Source organism: Fibrella rubiginis (genome assembly GCF_017353185.1).
Taxonomy (GTDB): Bacteria; Bacteroidota; Bacteroidia; order Cytophagales; family Spirosomataceae; genus Fibrella; species Fibrella rubiginis.
In genome coordinates, this window is the sequence record NZ_JAFMYV010000006.1 from 1 (window position 1) to 17,031 (window position 17,031).

Annotated in this window: 13 protein-coding genes; 5 read left to right on the forward strand and 8 right to left on the reverse strand. The window is 53.0% G+C overall.

All coding sequences use genetic code 11. The features are described from left to right. Positions 1 to 98 precede the first annotated feature (98 nt). Positions 99 to 956 carry a porin family protein gene (locus J2I47_RS12660; protein WP_207364959.1) on the reverse strand — a complete coding sequence of 286 codons (858 nt, stop codon included), beginning with the start codon at positions 954 to 956 and terminating at the stop codon, positions 99 to 101. Positions 957 to 995: 39 nt separating this feature from the next. Between J2I47_RS12660 and J2I47_RS12665 the strand changes: the two genes are divergently transcribed. The 4 genes from J2I47_RS12665 to J2I47_RS12680 all read left to right on the forward strand — a co-directional run bounded on the left by J2I47_RS12665 (position 996) and on the right by J2I47_RS12680 (position 6,244). After that, a complete protein-coding gene (locus tag J2I47_RS12665; RefSeq protein ID WP_207364960.1) occupies positions 996 to 2,000 on the forward strand; it encodes a gliding motility protein GldB-related protein in 1,005 nt (334 codons plus the stop codon). 125 nt (positions 2,001 to 2,125) lie between these two features. Further along, positions 2,126 to 3,943: an ABC transporter ATP-binding protein gene (locus tag J2I47_RS12670; RefSeq protein WP_207364961.1), complete on the forward strand. Its 1,818-nt coding sequence runs from the start codon at positions 2,126 to 2,128 to the stop codon at positions 3,941 to 3,943. A gap of 86 nt (positions 3,944 to 4,029) precedes the next feature. Then, the gene (locus J2I47_RS12675) at positions 4,030 to 4,440 is read left to right on the forward strand and encodes a Fur family transcriptional regulator (RefSeq protein ID WP_207364962.1); all 411 of its coding nucleotides are present in this window, start codon (positions 4,030 to 4,032) and stop codon (positions 4,438 to 4,440) included. Between the two features lie 10 nt (positions 4,441 to 4,450). Continuing rightward, positions 4,451 to 6,244 carry a MutS-related protein gene (locus J2I47_RS12680; protein ID WP_207364963.1) on the forward strand — a complete coding sequence of 598 codons (1,794 nt, stop codon included), beginning with the start codon at positions 4,451 to 4,453 and terminating at the stop codon, positions 6,242 to 6,244. 129 nt (positions 6,245 to 6,373) lie between these two features. Here the strand turns inward: J2I47_RS12680 and J2I47_RS12685 are convergent, their stop codons facing one another. The 3 genes from J2I47_RS12685 to lpdA all read right to left on the reverse strand — a co-directional run bounded on the left by J2I47_RS12685 (position 6,374) and on the right by lpdA (position 9,840). Beyond that, positions 6,374 to 7,540 (reverse strand): hypothetical protein, encoded by a 1,167-nt coding sequence (locus J2I47_RS12685; RefSeq protein WP_207364964.1) that lies wholly within the window; start codon positions 7,538 to 7,540, stop codon positions 6,374 to 6,376. Positions 7,541 to 7,585: 45 nt separating this feature from the next. Then, positions 7,586 to 8,197, reverse strand: a complete 612-nt coding sequence (locus J2I47_RS12690; protein ID WP_207364965.1) for a hypothetical protein — start codon at positions 8,195 to 8,197, stop codon at positions 7,586 to 7,588. Between the two features lie 245 nt (positions 8,198 to 8,442). Further along, on the reverse strand, positions 8,443 to 9,840 hold the full coding sequence (gene lpdA, locus J2I47_RS12695) for a dihydrolipoyl dehydrogenase (RefSeq protein WP_207364966.1): 1,398 nt from the start codon (positions 9,838 to 9,840) through the stop codon (positions 8,443 to 8,445). Between the two features lie 261 nt (positions 9,841 to 10,101). Here lpdA and prfB point away from each other — a divergent pair, with 261 nt between their 5' ends. After that, complete coding sequence (gene prfB / locus J2I47_RS12700; protein WP_207364967.1) at positions 10,102 to 11,175, forward strand: peptide chain release factor 2; 1,074 nt, start codon at positions 10,102 to 10,104, stop codon at positions 11,173 to 11,175. Position 11,176: 1 nt separating this feature from the next. Here the strand turns inward: prfB and J2I47_RS12705 are convergent, their stop codons facing one another. From J2I47_RS12705 to J2I47_RS12720, 4 genes are all read right to left on the reverse strand, one after another. After that, positions 11,177 to 11,365: a hypothetical protein gene (locus J2I47_RS12705; RefSeq protein WP_207364968.1), complete on the reverse strand. Its 189-nt coding sequence runs from the start codon at positions 11,363 to 11,365 to the stop codon at positions 11,177 to 11,179. Between the two features lie 34 nt (positions 11,366 to 11,399). Continuing rightward, positions 11,400 to 14,612 carry a PQQ-dependent sugar dehydrogenase gene (locus tag J2I47_RS12710; protein ID WP_207364969.1) on the reverse strand — a complete coding sequence of 1,071 codons (3,213 nt, stop codon included), beginning with the start codon at positions 14,610 to 14,612 and terminating at the stop codon, positions 11,400 to 11,402. Between the two features lie 93 nt (positions 14,613 to 14,705). Then, on the reverse strand, positions 14,706 to 15,680 hold the full coding sequence (locus J2I47_RS12715) for an NADPH:quinone oxidoreductase family protein (protein ID WP_207364970.1): 975 nt from the start codon (positions 15,678 to 15,680) through the stop codon (positions 14,706 to 14,708). A gap of 107 nt (positions 15,681 to 15,787) precedes the next feature. Then, positions 15,788 to 16,939 (reverse strand): sigma-54-dependent transcriptional regulator, encoded by a 1,152-nt coding sequence (locus J2I47_RS12720; RefSeq protein WP_207364971.1) that lies wholly within the window; start codon positions 16,937 to 16,939, stop codon positions 15,788 to 15,790. Between the last annotated feature and the right edge of the window lie 92 nt (positions 16,940 to 17,031).

The window sequence follows — 17,031 nt, forward strand, 5'->3', positions numbered from 1 at the left end:
AAGTTCGTTGTCACCCTGAGCCTGTCGAAGGGCACCAAGCGCGAAGCATGACGCGTCAGCCGACTTACGACTATCAACTATCGGACTTATGAATACCTTTAAAATTTAAACCCTAATTCCAGCGCCACGGTATTGTTGCGCGATTCTAGCTCGTTGGCACGCATGACGTTGACGAGGCCACGCTGATAGCTCAACCCCACATTGACGGCATTAACACTGTTGATTTTGTACTGCACACCTGCTCCGAGCAGCACGCCAAAATCCATGAAACCATATTGCCGTTGATAGCTGCCACCCGCATTGGCAAACTTATAAAGAGCATTGGTGGTGGGGTCAAGGGCTTTTTCGGCCAGCTTTATGTCGAGCAGGCCGCCACACTGAATGTAGCCGCGCAGGTCGGGGCCGATGTTGTTGGCATACATTTTCACCGTCAGCGGTATCTGAACGTACTGCAGATTGTACACCGATTCGCCCGCAGGTGCACCCGGTTTAAAGCGATCCTGCCCAAATGACCCCGGCACCACAAACGACGATCGCTTGATGGTGTACCACAAACCCGAACTGAATGCGTAACGGTCTTTGAAGAAAAAATAATCGAGCGAGGGGCCAACGCTCATGCGCACACCAATACCGTTGGTCTGAAACTGACTGTAGGCCCCCGTGCCGTCGGCGGAGTTGAACCCAATGCCGGGAGCCACCCGGAAGCTCATCTCAATCAGATGCGACGGGCGGGAGTAGTCGGGCAGTCGGTCGTCGGAATAGTCGCTTTGGCTTTGCTGCCGACTATCTCGTTCGGCCTTGTAATCGCGCAGGGTTTGTTTGGCCGCTTTGGCGCTGCCTTTGGGGTAATAAATAGCCGACCGACGAGCTTGTGCAAGCCCCGTTTGACTCATGCCGACAAGCAGACAGACTATCACCACGATAGCCAGCCAACCCGTTGCTGCAACTTTTTTCATAATTTTGTACGTTTTCAAGATAGCAAAAAAGCCGTCCGTATGGGAGTTAAGGAACGCTTGGGCCAGTTGACCAACGGATTGGTAATTGGCTTAAGCCTTGTAGTTTGCGTACTGTTTACCTCTTGTACTAAAACGGAGCCGGTCTCTATTGAGCGGCTGGAAGAGCCACTTTTCGCAGCGCAGTCACCGGCCCAGGTGCGGCAGTTTTTGACCAGCCATCCGGGCGTGGCGAATTTGTACTTTAACGCGAATGACCCCGCTTCTGATACAGCTTTGGTCGCGGAATTGACCAGACGGGTCAATAACCCCGAATTACGATTACTTTACGGGCAAACCAAAGCCCAATTCGGCGACGCTTCGACCCTGCAAACTGGCCTCACCGAAGCTTTTGACAACATTCAAAAAGACTTTCTCGGCTTCAAACGACCCCGCGTAGCTACGATTGCTACAGGCTTTCTGGGACCGGATTTGCTGGTAACAGACAGCCTGATTGTTATAGCAGTCGACTATTTCGCTGGGCCTAAAGCCAAATATCGGCCCATTGGCCCGGAATTTCCGCAATATGTGCTGCGGCGGTATCAGCAGAACTATATCATACCCACCATTGTGCGCATGATCTCAGACCGCTTCAACGCCACTGACCCTGCCGACCAAACCCTGTTGGCTGACATGGTTCACAGTGGCAAAGGCCTGTTGTTTACCCGCACCATCCTACCCGAAACGCCCGACAGCCTGATCATCGGTTATTCAGACCGCCAACTGACACAAACGTTTAATTCGCAGGACCAGGTTTGGGCGCATTTCATCGACAACCAATTACTTTATAATACCAGCGGCGACATAAAACAGCGATACATGGAGGAACGTCCCTTCGTGGCAGAGATTGGTACGGCCTGTCCGGGCCGGATTGGGCAGTGGCTTGGCTGGCGAATTGTGTCGTACTACCAGACTCGTCAGAAAGCGTCGTTGCCCGATATTATGCAGGTCAAGAACGCACAGATAATGTTTCAACAGTCTGGTTATAAAGGGCAGAAGGAAGAATAATTTTAAGAGGCAAAAAGCAAGAGGTGAGATCAGCTAGCAAGTACAGAATGTCTTATTTCTTAGCTCTTACTTCTTGTGTCTATTCACATAAATAACTACAGTGTGTCTTTTACGCACGTATAGCAATGGCAAAAAGAGGACGAAGTTTCGGGGAAGAAACACCCGAAGAAGATAAAAAGAAACTAAGTGGGCAGGCAATGCGCCGGGCCTCGCGGCTGTTTGGGTTTGTAAAGCCCTATTGGGTCTACTACGCCATCGGGTTTGTGTTTTTGGGTTTATCAACGATCACAACGTTAAGCTTTAGCCTGATTATCAGGGAAGTAACCAACGTTCTGGACAGTAAATCGCCGTACAGCCTCAACCAGATCATTTTGTTTTTTGTGGCAGTACTGGGGGCACAGGCTGTATTTTCGTTCTTCCGGATCTACTATTTCGCGCAAGTCAGCGAACGCTCTATGGCCGACATCCGGCGGGCCGTGTATGACAAGATGGTGGCCCTGCCCATTACGTTTTTCGAGCAGCGGCGCGTAGGTGAACTCACCAGCCGACTGTCTTCGGACGTGACGCAGCTGCAGGATGTGCTGTCGATTACGCTGGCTGAATTTTTCCGGCAAATTGCCACGCTCATTTTTGGCACGGTGGCCATCTTGTACCTCTCCTGGAAGCTGACCTTATTTATGCTGGCCACGTTTCCGCTACTGATCGTGTCGGCCATGTTTTTTGGGCGGTTCATTCGTAAACTCTCCAAGCAGGCACAGGATGAACTTGCCAACGCAAGTGTAGTGGTAGAAGAAACGTTGCAGGCTATTAACGTGGTAAAGGCCTTCACCAATGAACGCTACGAAAGCAACCGGTATGCCAACGCCCTGCGCCGGATGGTGGATATTGCCTTGAAAGCCGCTACTTACCGGGGCGTATTTGTGTCGTTTGCCATCACCTCCCTGTTCGGCTCTATCGTAGGCGTATTGTGGTACGGCGGCAACCTTGTTTTGCAACATGAGATGAACCTTGCCGACCTCATCACTTTCCTGTTTCTGATGGCCTTCATCGGCGGTTCGGTGGCGGGCATGGGCGATATGTACGCGCAGATTCAGCGTACCCTTGGCGCCTCAGAACGAATCCTCGACATTCTGGAAGAAACCCCCGAAGTACAACTCGATAACATCCCTACGGCTCTCGCAGCACCCATCGAGGGGGATATTGTTTTCGACGACGTACATTTCTCGTACCCTACGCGCCCCGATATTGAGGTGCTGAAGGGCGTTTCGCTGCAGGTAAAATCAGGACAAAAAATTGCGCTGGTAGGGCAAAGCGGCGCGGGCAAATCGACTATCGTGCAGTTGCTGATGCGGTATTACCCACTGGCCGAAGGACAGATTACGGTTGACGAGCGGGCTATTTCGAGCTACGACATCACTAACCTGCGGCAGCACATAGCCATTGTTCCGCAGGAGGTCATGCTCTTTGGTGGCACCATCGAAGAGAATATCCGTTACGGCAAACCCGACGCTACACCCGAAGAGATTATCGAAGCCGCCCGCCGGGCCAACGCCCTGGAGTTCATCAATTCGTTCCCCGAAGCGTTGGGCACTGTTGTGGGGGAGCGCGGCGTGAAACTATCGGGTGGTCAGCGACAACGAATCGCCATTGCCCGCGCCATTCTGAAAGATCCCGCCATTCTGATTCTGGACGAAGCTACGTCATCGCTTGATGCCGAATCGGAGCGCCTTGTGCAGGACGCGCTGGATGAGTTGATGCAGAACCGCACCACGATCATTATTGCCCACCGCCTCGCTACGATCCGGCAGGTCGACCAGATCTATGTTCTCCGCGACGGTCAAATTGCCGAGCAGGGCACCCACGATGAACTCGCCGCCCGCGAAGCCGGTCTCTACGCGAACCTGGTTAAATTGCAGTTTGAAACCGCAAATAATGTACAATGAACAGTGTATAATGCACAATGTTCTTATAGTTAGCCAGTTACAGGAGCATTGTACAGAATACATTGTTCATTGTACACTCCTTTCCTATGACCGCCACACAGACGCTGAAAGAACATAACCTCCGGCATACGAATAACCGCGAGGAACTGCTGGATCTGTTTATTCAGACTGACCATGCTCTAGCGCACGGCACCATCGAAGAGCGCCTTGGCCCCGATCACGACCGCGTTACGATCTACCGCACCCTACGCACCTTTGTCGATAAGGGCATTGTGCACAAGGTGCTCGATGATACCGGCGACCCGAAATACGCACTATGCCGCCATACCTGTGCCAAGGATGATCATCACCACGACCATGTGCATTTCAAGTGTCAGCAATGCGGGCAGACTACCTGCCTGGATCACGTACAGATTCCGGCAATCTCATTGCCAACTGGCTACAGCCGGGTCGAAACTAACCTGCTGATTCAGGGTACTTGTCCAGAATGCGTTTAGCCCACCCCGAATGACCACCTTCCCTAGCCGACAAGCCCATTTTCAACAACTGGCCGATAAAGCCCAACAACAATATAACCAACTGGCCATCCTTCGATTAGCCTGGTTTTTTGGCGTGTTGGCTGGCGTTTTTTTTCTCTATAAAATCGGGCAGTATGGCCTGGCGGTGGGCCTTGGTTCGGCCGGACTAATTGGCTTTGCGGTATTGCTAAAGTGGCATCAGCGTATCAGGCGTGAGCGCGACCTCAACCGGCAGTTAGTATTCATCAACGAGGATGAACAGGCCCGCCTCGACCGTACCTACCTCCGCCCTGAAACAGGCCTCGCCTTTGCCCCGCCCGACCATGCCTACGCCCAGGATCTGGACGTCTTCGGTAAGCATTCGCTGTTTAAACTGCTCAACCGCACCCACACCCACGACGGTTCAGCCCGACTGGCACACTACCTGTTGCACCCTGCCCTACCAGCCACCGTGATGCTCCGTCAGGAGGCTGCCGCTGCGCTGAAGCCACACCTCGATTGGCGACAACAGGCAGAAGCACTGGCCCGGTTAAACGAGCGCGTGGCTGAACCAACAGAAGGACTGCGCGAATGGACCAACACGCCCACCCCTCTGCCTGCCTGGGTCGACCCGGTGCGGTTTCTGTTTCCGTTGATTACACTGGGCGTGATAGTAGCCTGGTTGTCAGGATACTTACCAGGACTGGCCGTTATTGGCTGCCTGGCGGTGCATGGTCTGGTGTTAGGGCAGATTAGTAAACTGGCGCTGCTCGTCGGCGAACAAACTTACAACGTCACTCAGACCCTGCTGGCCTATACCGATCTGCTTCGCCATGCCGAACAGATGCCCGGCGACACCCGGATGCTACAGGACCTGCGTCGGCGGCTTACTACCGATGCGGGAACAGCATCCGGGGCCATTGCTCATTTGGCTCGACTGGTGGAGAATCTCAACTTCCGAAAGAACATTTATTTCGCGCTGTTTGTGGGTCTGCCCGTTTTGTGGGATCTGCATTATTTGCAGGCGCTGAACCGCTGGAAGGTCCGATACGGGCCATTTTTGGCCGATTGGTTGTCAGTGGAGGCAGAGATAGAAGCCATCAACAGCCTTGCCGGTTTTGCTTATGCCCACCCCGGCTACGCTAAGCCAGAACTGGTAGAAGACAATGGTATTCACGTAGAAGGGACTGCCATTGCTCACCCACTGTTGTCGCCTACCCGCGCTATTGCCAATACATTATCCTTGATTGGGTCGGGGAAGACGGTGCTGATTACCGGCTCAAACATGTCGGGTAAAAGCACGTTTCTGCGCACACTGGGGCTGAATGTGGTGCTGGCGCAGGCAGGGGCCGTTACGTCGGCGGTGCGGTTTGCGTGTTCGCCGCTGCAGGTGTACACCAGCATGCGTACGCAGGACTCGCTGGAAGAAAACACGTCATCGTTCTACGCCGAACTGAAACGGTTGCGTACGCTTATTCGCCTGGCAAAGCCGAATAATGACCCCGGCCAACTGCCCGTACTCTATTTCCTGGATGAAATTCTGAAAGGGACCAACTCTGCCGACCGACACAAAGGCGCCGAGGCGCTAATCCGCCAGCTACACCGCACTGCGGCATCAGGCTTTGTATCTACGCACGATGTAGAGCTAGGCAGCATGGCCAACGCCGACGACTTTGTGGCTAACTATCATTTTCGCTCCGATATCGACGCCGGGCAGGTCACCTTCGACTACCACCTCCGCCCCGGTGTCTGCAAAAGTTTCAACGCCAGCCAACTCATGCAGGCGATGGGAATAGAAGTTTAAGAAGTAAGGGGTAAGGGTTACCGTTTAAAGTCTAACGTCCAACGTCTAAGGTTGGCTGACGCATTTGTATTCTTGCGTCAGCCAACCTTAGACGTTGGACGTTAGACTTTAAACGGTAACCCTTACCCCTTACTTCTTAAATTCGCCTTTGTAGGTATCAAACACTAAGGCATTGATCCAGTAGGCGTCGCGGGTGAAATAAAACGTCTTGGTGTTGAGGTTGCCAATTTCACGAAACACCTGCTGCGCCAGCAATGTACCTGCCAGACAGCCCTCGCGGTTATATACGCGCTTTGTAGCCTTGGCGTGGTCCTTTTCCACCTGCTCACGCAACTTAGGGTCGTCGATTTTGGCGAATGTCTTACCCTGCCAGTCGATCCAGCCCGTTGGTGAACTGAGCATATCAATAAACTGGTAGAAGTCATTCATGGTAAACTCGACGATCTCCTCGCGTACTTTTTCGGGATATTTCCAGGTAATGAACTGATAAGCAGCCCCGCCGGTGAGGTAAACAATAGACCGGCCGATGGTTTTTATCTCCGGGTTGTCATTCAACGACATCCGAATCAGGGGCGAGATTGAATCTTCAACCATCACGCGCAGTTCGTTCTGATACTCGGCAGGGTCTGTTTTCCGCATCATGATCCGCTCAGCAACGCGGCGGGCGCCATACTCAATGCTGTATGATTTAAACGTATACCGAGTTGCCCCGGAAGCACTAACGTATGGTTGCAGAATACCGCCTTTCAAGTTGCCACCCCCTACGTCGACCAGGATAGCCTTGTCGAAATCTTCACGCGCCAAACCGGCCCGTACGCTGTAGGTAGCTTCTACCTTGGTAGGCATACTCGTTACGGTGGGCATGTTCAGGATTTTTTGCGTCAGCACGTCAAGGTCAGCTACGTTACTAGCCAGGTTTACTCCCGATGAGGTGTAGATGACGAAATCGCGGTTCGTCATGCCATACGTCTCGCTGGCATCTTTGAGCATCTCCTGTACGGTTGCCACTGCATCCTGCATGTCGGCGGGCCGGAGTTTACCGTTGTTCAGTTCCATGCCTTTCACCAGGCCAACTGTCTCTTGCCGGTCATACACCAGCCGGTATTTTAGTTTTCCGTCGCGGTGGTAAAAGCCAATAATTGACACCTTAACGCCCTGCGAACCAATATCGAATCCACCACGATAGCCATCGTAGACAATGGGAGCGGGAATTTCCTGTGCCTGCGCAACCGTGGCAATAACGGTGAGGCAACCTAGTAACAACCAAATAAATTGGCGAAGTAGAGAGTGTTGCATTGGATGATGGAATGCTGTTTATGAGGATAGGAAAGTCGCAAATGATCACTCAGGGTCGATCTCGACGTCTTCGTCATTCTTTGCTTTACGCTTTGGTAGAGGGGCTGCACTAGCCGTAATGGGCATTGGAACGGAGGTCGACACAGGCGACGTAACAGCGGCAGCAACGGGTATGGGCTGCACAACAGGCTTCAACTCGGCCGGCTGTGAAATTGGTGCGGATTCTGTTACTCTGGGCCGTGTTTCACTAACCACCGGAGCAACGGCAGCGGGCTGGGCAACAGGGGCGGGTTCGCGTTCAACAGAGGTCGATGTTTCCGACAAAACCGGTACGTAGGTGCGCGCTGCTTCATACCTCACTTTACTCAGCTTGGTCATCCGTTTTATCACAGGTATCTTGTTGACTGACAAGTCTGTAGGCAAACTTTGTGCCGAATCCGCGTTGACCTTGACTGTCAACGGATTATTTAACGCCGCCTTCCTGTTTTCCAAAGCAGGTTTCTCTACTTTAGAAGCTTTTGCAAGCACGGGGGCCGGTTCTGTGGCTATTTTCCGCTGCCAGTATACCCCCCCTAGTAGAAGTAGCAAGAGACAGCCAATCAGTAGAGTACTCCTCTTCAAGGAACGCAACGGTCGCTTTTCATTGGTGGTAATCATGAATTGTTCTTAGGTTAAAATACGAGTTCTGTCATTATTGCAAAAATAACTAAACCGCTAAATTACTTAAAGCCTGTATACACGCGCTAAATAAATAAGCAGTTACACTACCCCATAAACGCCTACTTATCATAACCTGCTGACTGACAACAGGCTATAAATGGTAACCATAAAGAAGGCCCGGTTCCTTTAGAGGAGCCGGGCCTTCTTTAACCTGCAGCCTGTGGCTGAATCAGCCGTACCGGTTATAGGTGTATAGCCTCATCATACGCAGCTTCCGTAGCGTCTTTGATGGCCTCAGACATAGTGGGGTGCGGATGAACCGTATTTAGGATTTCATGACCAGTAGTTTCCAGCCTGCGTGCGGCCACTACCTCAGCAATCATTTCGGTCACGTTGGCACCGATAAAGTGGGCGCCCAAAAATTCACCATACTTGGCATCGAAAATAACTTTCACAAAACCCTCTGGCGCCCCCGCTGCCTTCGCCTTACCCGAGGCCGAGAAAGGAAACTTACCTACTTTCAGTTCATAGCCAGCCTCGCGGGCTGCTTTCTCGGTATACCCCACCGACGCAATCTCGGGTGTGCAATACGTACAACCGGGAATGTTGTTATAATTCAGCGGCTCCACATGCGGCAGGCCGGCGATCTTCTCTACGCAAATGATGGCCTCAGCCGAAGCTACGTGTGCCAGCGATTGTCCTTTCGTTACGTCGCCGATGGCATAATAACCGTCGACGTTGGTTTTGTAAAAATCGTCGGTGACAATCTTACCGCGCTCGGTTTTGATACCCGTCTCTTCCAGACCGATGTTCTCGATATTAGCTACCACGCCCGCCGCTGACAACACGATGTCAGCTTCGAATGTCTTCTCGCCTTCAGGCGTTTTCACAGCCACCTTGCAGCCTTTACCACTCGTATCTACCTTCGATACCTCAGAGCTAGTGAAGATCTGAACGCCCATTTTCTTGTATTGGCGGAGCAATTCTTTCGAAACATCTTCATCCTCAACCGGCACAATAGTGGGCATGAACTCGATGATTGTCACCTTCGTACCCATACTGGCGTAGACGTAGGCAAACTCTACCCCGATAGCGCCTGAACCAATGATGAGCATTGAGTCAGGCCGTTTTTCCAGGGTCATGGCCTTGCGGTATTCAATCACTTTCTCGCCGTCGAAGGGTACTGTGGGCAGTTGCCGGGCACGGCCACCCGTAGCAATAATGATATTCTTTGCTTCATAATCAGTGGCTTTGCCATCAGTGCCAGTCACGGTTACTTTCTTACCGGGCTTTACTGCGCCGTTGCCGCTGAGCACGTCGATCTTGTTTTTCTTCATCAAAAACTGAACGCCTTTGCTCATAGCATCGGCCACGCCGCGGCTCCGTTTGATGACCGCACCAAAATCAGCCGATGAGTCGCCGACGGTGATGCCATAGTCTTTTGAGTGCTTGATGTATTCAAATACCTGCGCGCTTTTCAGCAGGGCTTTGGTGGGAATACAGCCCCAGTTGAGGCAGATGCCACCCAGGCTTTCCCGTTCAACAACGGCCGTTTTCAGACCCAATTGCGAAGCCCGAATTGCCGCTACATAGCCGCCGGGTCCGCTTCCAACCACGATTAAATCGTACTGTGAAGCCATTTTTACTGGTTAATAATTGATGAGTAACGCTTACTGGAGAAACGCAAAGGTAGGCCGAAAAGTTGACCTGAACCCCCGCCCGCCAAACCCAACCCACCCTTGTCTTTGTTGTATCTTTGTGAGTCAGACAGCACGCAGATGCGATAATTGGCAGGATCAGGTATGATTTTATAACTGCTTTTCAGCCATAGCGCATGAAGGTAGCACCATGCTTACCCCTGCCAGTCATCTTATCTGCGTGCTGTCAGCATCCATCCCTATATGACAACTGAACAATTACAAGACCTGCGGGAGCGCGTTGAGGCCCTGCGTGGGTACTTAGATTACGACAATAAAAAACAACAGCTTGCCGAACTGGAGCAGCAGACGTTTCAACCCGAGTTCTGGACCGATGCCGCCCGTGCTGAGGGTGTGATGAAGCAGGTACGTGGTCTGAAAGGCTGGATCAACGGCTATGAAAAGCTCATGGGCGAATTTGGCGACCTCGAAACCCTGTACGAATTCTACACCGCCGGCGATGTATCAGAAGCCGAAGTGGATGAGGAAGGCCAGAAACTACAGGTCACGCTTGATGAGCTGGAGTTGAAAAAAATGCTTGGTAATGAAGAAGACCAACTATCAGCCGTGCTGGAAATCAACTCAGGCGCGGGCGGTACCGAAAGTCAGGACTGGGCCGACATGCTCTACCGGATGTATATGCGCTGGGCTGAAAAGCACGGCTACGGCGTAAAACAGGTTGATTACCAGGACGGTGATACGGCGGGCATCAAGTCGGCTACTATTGAAATCGACGGACCACTGGCTTACGGTTTCCTGAAGTCAGAGAACGGCGTACACCGGCTGGTGCGTATTTCGCCCTTTGATTCCAACGCTAGGCGGCACACTTCCTTTGCCTCAGTATATGCGTACCCGCTGGTTGATGATACGATTGAGATTGACGTAAACCCCGCCGACATTACCTGGGATACCTTCCGGTCGGGTGGGGCCGGCGGTCAGAACGTGAACAAGGTAGAAACGGCTGTTCGGCTGCGGCACAAGCCCTCAGGGCTCATCATCGAGTGCCAGCAGGAGCGCAGTCAGCTTATGAACAAGGAAGTGGCCATCCGTCTGTTGAAATCGAAGCTATACCAGATCGAAGTCGAGAAACGCAACGCTGCCCGCGCTGAGATCGAAGCCAGCAAGCAGAAGATTGAGTGGGGATCACAAATTCGTTCCTACGTGCTGGACGACCGCCGCGTGAAAGACCACCGCACCGGCTACCAGACATCCAACACCGAAGCTGTACTCGACGGTGATATCGACGGGTTTATCAAGGCTTATTTGCTCGAGCAGTAAATCAATTTTGCCGCGACCCCAAATCCAGCGATAACTGGGCTACTTTGATTTTGACCTCTTCCAACTCCTGCGGGTTGAGCGTTAAGCCCAACGCCAATAGTTTTTCGTGCAGGTCAAGGAGATGGTCCATCTTCAGTTCCAGTTCAACTAGCCGGAGTTCAATGCGGTCAATGCGCTCTTCGATATCCATAGGATTGTTTTAAGAAGACAATGATACGCTGCACTCAACCTTTTTTAAACTGTATCCAGTCGATGGTCAGCAGGTTTTTGGCTTTGACCTGATCGTTTCGGAAAACGAGGTATAAATCGCGCTGACCGCTGGTGGGGGTAATGGCCGCCGTGACAGTCTGCCAGGGGAGACTTCCACGTGATCCACTGGCCGACGTGGTCAGGGCCGCTACCGTGGCCGTACCAAGCAACGGTCCCGTTGGTGAACCCGTCCGAATCTCGACCTGCCCGCCACGCGAGGCAACCGTAGCCACACTGAGGTCCAGACCACCAATGCCGCTGAGGTCAATACCATTGAAAGCGATGAATGACCCGTCTTTCAAATCACCCACCCAACTTTGGCTGCTACCGTCCTGATGCTTCCGGTCTGCCCCCCCCGAACGGTCATAGGCCTCTGCCTCGACACGTGCGTTGCGCAATACAATCAGCTGACGGCCAGTAAGTTGTCCTGTAACAGGATTGCCCCTGTCGGTGTAGCTGGCGGTGAGCACATAGCTGCCTGTTGTCTTGTCGGCGGGGTGTTGGGTGAGGGCATACGACCCTTGTAAAGGCAGGCTTTTGGGCGCATCAGCGCTGAGCGACAGGATGTACCGGACCATTTCGGCGGTTTCCTGTTCGGTATGTTGTGGGTGTGCCGACATCACGTTCTGGCCCCAGTTGCCGTTACCTCCCGTCACTACTTTCTTAGCCAGCATGGCAACGGTGGCGTCATCGGCAGCTTTGTAGCGTTTCGACACGGCCATCAGCGTTGGTCCTACCGACTGCACATTCATGGCGTGGCAGGCTTTGCAATCACTATTGGTGAACAGGGCTTTCCCCGCCAGATTTTTGGTCGATACATCACCCGCGTTTTGGCTATTTGAAGCCAGCAAAGCAAGATCCTTCCCCTCAGGCAGGTAATCGATGGCAAACCGAACTTGCGCCGGACGGATGCCTTTGGCCAGTGTACCATCTTCCTTATCCTGCACCGTGACGGCATAATTCAGGGGCGTGTTGTCGAAATAGAAGCTTCGGTTTCCTTTCAATACTACGTTCACCTTTGGCATTTCATTACCCACTTTAATGGTCAGTTCGGTCGTGGCCTGCTGCCCGGCGGCGTCTGTAACGGTTAATTTGGGATGATAGACGCCGGGTTTGGTGTATGTAAACGTCGGGGCCACTGCGGCTGATGTTTGACCATTGCCCGACGTCCAACTGTACGTAATCTGGTCGCCCCGATCATAATCAAATGACTCTTTTGCTGAAAGCATAGCGGTGAGCGGGGCAGCACCCACCGTTTTCGAAGCGGTCACTTTGGCAATGGGTCGCCGGTTGCCTTCGGTGTATTCGATGCGGATCAACTGCGAATCGGGATTCCGGGCAAAGTAGTTGGCTCCATAAGCCAGCACATACATGGCCCCGTCGCGGCCAAACTTCATGTCGATGGGTTTGGAGATAAACGATGTGGGCAAAAACGACTCAATCTGCCGCAGGTCGCCCGCATCCGAGAACGTCAGCACCTTAATCCAGCTGCGCGCCCATTCGTAGATAAACATGCGGCCATTATAATAATCCGGAAACTTCACGCCCGATTTCCTGTAATCAGCAGCGTAATAGAACGGTCCAGCCATGGCCGACCGCGACCCGGTGCCCAGCATCGGAAACTCCGCCGACTTGTCGTAGGGGTACCAGATCATGGCATTTTGTGCCGGAGGCAGGATTTTCGATCCCGTGTTGTTAGGCGATTCGTTGACGGGGCGTTCAGGTACAAACAGTGGACCAACCTTATTGGTGGCGAAGTCGAAATGGGCGTAAGGCTTGTTGTTTCCGACAAAGTATGGCCAACCATAGTTACCCGGTTTCCGGGCCTGATTCCACTCATCCTGGCTTTTGGGACCACGCTCGGTCGATACCCCACCATCTGGCCCAACGTCGCCCCAATACAAAAATCCGCGCTTATCAACCCAGATACGGTATGGGTTCCGGGCACCCATCACATAAATTTCAGGCTTGCCCTGCGACCCATCCTTAGGAAAGAGATTACCGTCGGGAATTGTATATGAGCCATCAGCCTCGACGTGAATACGCAGGATTTTACCCCGCATATCGTGCGTGTTACCCGATGATTTTTGCGAGTCGAACGGCGCACGGCCAGGGCGCTCATCCAGAGGCGAAAACCCATCCGATTCTTTGGAACTGGTGTTGTCGCCGGTAGACAGGTAGAGGTTCCCGTCTGGCCCAAAATACACGTTGCCTGCTGAATGGCAGCATGTTTCGCGCTGCACAGGCACCTGCATGACCACTTTTTCTGAACTCAGTTGCAGACTGTCGCCGGTAAACAAAAACCGCGAAAGGTTCTGCACGGGCTTGCTGCCAACGGGCGAATAGTACAGATAGACGAAGTGATTCTGCTCAAATTTCGGGTCTAGCTCCATGCCCAGCAGGCCGTCTTCGTAGTTGCCCGTGATGTGTACAGGCAGCTTGTTGATTGTCTTAGTGGCCTTGGCTACCGGGTCGTACAGTTTAATGGCGCCCTTCCGTTCTACAAACAGCACCCGGTTGTCGGCCATGATTTCCATCTCAATCGGCTCGTCCATGTAGGATTCCAGCACAGTCGACGTGAACCGGTTCTCTTCGGGCATCCGAACCGAGCGGGCGTTGCGGTAGTTAAGCGCGGGGCCACTTTTCACGAAAGCCAGCCCCTCCAGCACCGATTTAGCTACCGCCTCATTGTCGAGGCCAGCACTCGCCGCGGTGTTCATACCGAATATACGGCCACCGTCGTACGTCCGGCTAAACGAGGTGGGGGCTGTGGCCGCCGAAGCTGCCTGTTGACCCAGCATATCGTGGTACCAGCCCCACTGATACGTGGTAAACCCGCCTCCATACACCAGAGCCAACCCTCCCCCCGACTGCACAAACCGCTCAATGTCAATTTGTTGTGCCGTGTTTAACACATCTTGTGAGGTATTCAGCAGCACAATAGCTTTGTACCGTTTTAGCGAATCTTCGGAGAGATATGCGCCGTTGGTTGTGGTATCAACGTCAACCCCTGCTTTCTCAGCCAACCCCTTCAACACCCTCGCCGCGGCAGATGCCACCGGTTGATTGTCGGTGTTCTGGGCGAAAACAAGCACTTTTTCTGGATCACGGCTATGCCAGCTGATCAACACCAACAGTAGAAGGCCAATGATGGCAGAAGGAACAAGCGAACGAACAAAGTGAGGCATTGCGAATAGGATGAGGTTGTTGACAAAACTTGATCAATAAGTCAACTACGACAAGCCCTTTAGGGTGCCTTACCTACTATACTTTGGTTCGTTTTATACTACAACCAGCACCTTACCCATGACTTTGCGGCCCAGCATATCGTTGAGCGCGTCGGCGGCCTGTTCGAGGGGATAAGTGGCGTGGATGTGTGGAACGAGTTTACCCTGCTGCCAGAAATGAAGCAGTTCGCGAATGTTATTTGCGCTGTCGTTGGGCTGTTTCTCAGCGAAAGCGCCCCAGAATACACCCACTATCGAGCAGCCTTTCAACAGAGGCAAATTAAAGGGCAAGGCTGGAATTGGCCCCGCGGCAAAACCAACCACCAGATACCGCCCCCCCCAGGCCATGCTGCGTAGGGCAGGCTCGGCTAAATCGCCACCCACGGGATCATACACTACATCGACGCCTTTTTTACCCACTAGTGCCTGTAACCCGTCGCGAAGAGACTGCCCGTTATAGTTGATGGTTTCGTCGGCACCGCATTCTCGGCAGAGGGCCAGTTTTTCGTCGGTGCTGGCGGCGGCAATTACGCGGGCACCCATCAGCTTACCCAGTGTTACGGCAGCCAAGCCCACGCCACCCGCGGCACCCAACACCAGCAGTGTTTCGCCGGGTTGCAGGCTGGCCCGCTGTTTCAGGGCGTGGTACGACGTGCCGTAGGTGTACATCAGCGCCGCCGCCGTGTTATAATCCATGCCCTCCGGCATGGGGAAGGTCTTGTAGGCATCGGCCAGCACGCTCTCGGCAAAACCGCCCCAACCAGTTAGCGCAAACACCTTATCGCCAGGTTTGAGATGAGCTACGCCCTCCCCTACTTCACGCACAAGGCCCGCAACCTCACCACCCGGTGCAAACGGGAAGTCAGGCTTGAATTGATATTTCCCCTCGATGATGAGCGTATCGGGAAAGTTGACTCCACAGGCTTTCACGTCGATGACCACCTTGCCCGGTGCTGCCGTGGGCCAGGCAATGTCATCAACAACAAGCGTTTCGGGTGGGCCAAACTGGCGGCAGAGGACAGATTTCAAAATGAGTTCTAGGTTTAACGTTTAATGTCTAAAGTTGCGCTGCCGGAACATGAAGATTGCATCTGGCAGTACAACTTTAGACATTAAACGTTAAACCTAGAACTCACCTACGCGTACATCTTCACATCGTCGAGCGTGATGACGTCGCCGCACATGATCACGAGGCGTTCGATTACGTTGCGAAGCTCACGGACATTACCCGTCCAGGGCATCGTTTTCAGGTAATTCATCGCATCGGGTTCAATGGCCTTGGCGGGAGCATTATACTCACCACTGATGTCGTGAAGGAATTTTTCGGCCAGCAATGGGATGTCCTCCTGCCGGTCAGACAGGGCGGGTACGTGGATCACAATGACGCTGAGGCGGTGGAATAAGTCTTCGCGGAAATTACCGTCGGCAATTTCGCGGCGCAGGTCTTTGTTCGTTGCCGCAATAACCCGCACGTTGACCTTAATCTCTTTGTCGCCCCCCACCCGGGTGATCTTGCTTTCCTGCAACGCCCGCAGCACTTTGGCCTGTGCCGACAGGCTCATGTCGCCAATCTCGTCCAGAAACAGCGTTCCTCCGTCGGCCTGCTCAAACTTGCCGATGCGGCGGGTGGCAGCACCGGTGAAGGCTCCCTTTTCGTGACCAAACAACTCACTTTCAATGAGTTCGCCTGGAATAGCCGCGCAGTTAACCTCTACCAACGACATACCAGACCGGTTGCCTTTTTCGTGGATGCCCTTGGCTACCATCTCCTTACCCGACCCGTTTGGCCCCGTTACCAGCACCCGCGCCTCGGTAGCAGCCACCCGGTTGATGGTCTCCTTTACTTTGCGGATAGGGTCCGATTCGCCAACGATTTCGTTGATTTTGTAGATGCGCCGCTTCAGCGACTTCGTTTCCTGCACCAGCTTCGAGCGCTCGATGGCGTTGCGAACGGTGATCAGTAAACGGTTCAGATCGGGTGGTTTGGTGATGAAATCAAAGGCACCGTGCTTGGTGGCCTCCACGGCATTTTCGACGTTGCCGAAAGCCGAAATCATGATAACCTGAGTGCCTCGTTCAGCTTCGCTAACCTTTTTCAGCATCTCTAAGCCATCCATCTTGGGCATTTTGATATCACATAAAGCCACGTCATAACGAGTCTTCATGAGCATATCCAATCCCTCTTCGCCGTCTTTCGCCTCGTCGACTTCGTAACCTTCGTATTCTAAAATGTCGCGCAGGGCAGCCCGGATGCTCTTTTCGTCATCAATGATGATGAGTTTGGCCATAATTAAGCGGTATAACTGGATCGACTAATGGGACGTTCTTGGGTAGTCGGGTCGTGTTATGTCATTAAGCAAACTGACCTCAACGCCGAAAA

Bases quoted from the DNA above. Each gene is read 5' to 3' on its own strand.
- J2I47_RS12710 (WP_207364969.1), bottom strand. From the start codon at position 14,612: ATGCCTCACTTTGTTCGTTCGCTTGTTCCTTCTGCCATCATTGGCCTT.
- lpdA (WP_207364966.1), bottom strand. From the start codon at position 9,840: ATGGCTTCACAGTACGATTTAATCGTGGTTGGAAGCGGACCCGGCGGC.
- J2I47_RS12680 (WP_207364963.1), top strand. From the start codon at position 4,451: ATGACCACCTTCCCTAGCCGACAAGCCCATTTTCAACAACTGGCCGAT.
- J2I47_RS12670 (WP_207364961.1), top strand. From the start codon at position 2,126: ATGGCAAAAAGAGGACGAAGTTTCGGGGAAGAAACACCCGAAGAAGAT.
- J2I47_RS12705 (WP_207364968.1), bottom strand. From the start codon at position 11,365: ATGGATATCGAAGAGCGCATTGACCGCATTGAACTCCGGCTAGTTGAA.
- J2I47_RS12690 (WP_207364965.1), bottom strand. From the start codon at position 8,197: ATGATTACCACCAATGAAAAGCGACCGTTGCGTTCCTTGAAGAGGAGT.
- prfB (WP_207364967.1), top strand. From the start codon at position 10,102: ATGACAACTGAACAATTACAAGACCTGCGGGAGCGCGTTGAGGCCCTG.
- J2I47_RS12675 (WP_207364962.1), top strand. From the start codon at position 4,030: ATGACCGCCACACAGACGCTGAAAGAACATAACCTCCGGCATACGAAT.
- J2I47_RS12660 (WP_207364959.1), bottom strand. From the start codon at position 956: ATGAAAAAAGTTGCAGCAACGGGTTGGCTGGCTATCGTGGTGATAGTC.
- J2I47_RS12685 (WP_207364964.1), bottom strand. From the start codon at position 7,540: ATGCAACACTCTCTACTTCGCCAATTTATTTGGTTGTTACTAGGTTGC.
- J2I47_RS12720 (WP_207364971.1), bottom strand. From the start codon at position 16,939: ATGGCCAAACTCATCATCATTGATGACGAAAAGAGCATCCGGGCTGCC.
- J2I47_RS12665 (WP_207364960.1), top strand. From the start codon at position 996: ATGGGAGTTAAGGAACGCTTGGGCCAGTTGACCAACGGATTGGTAATT.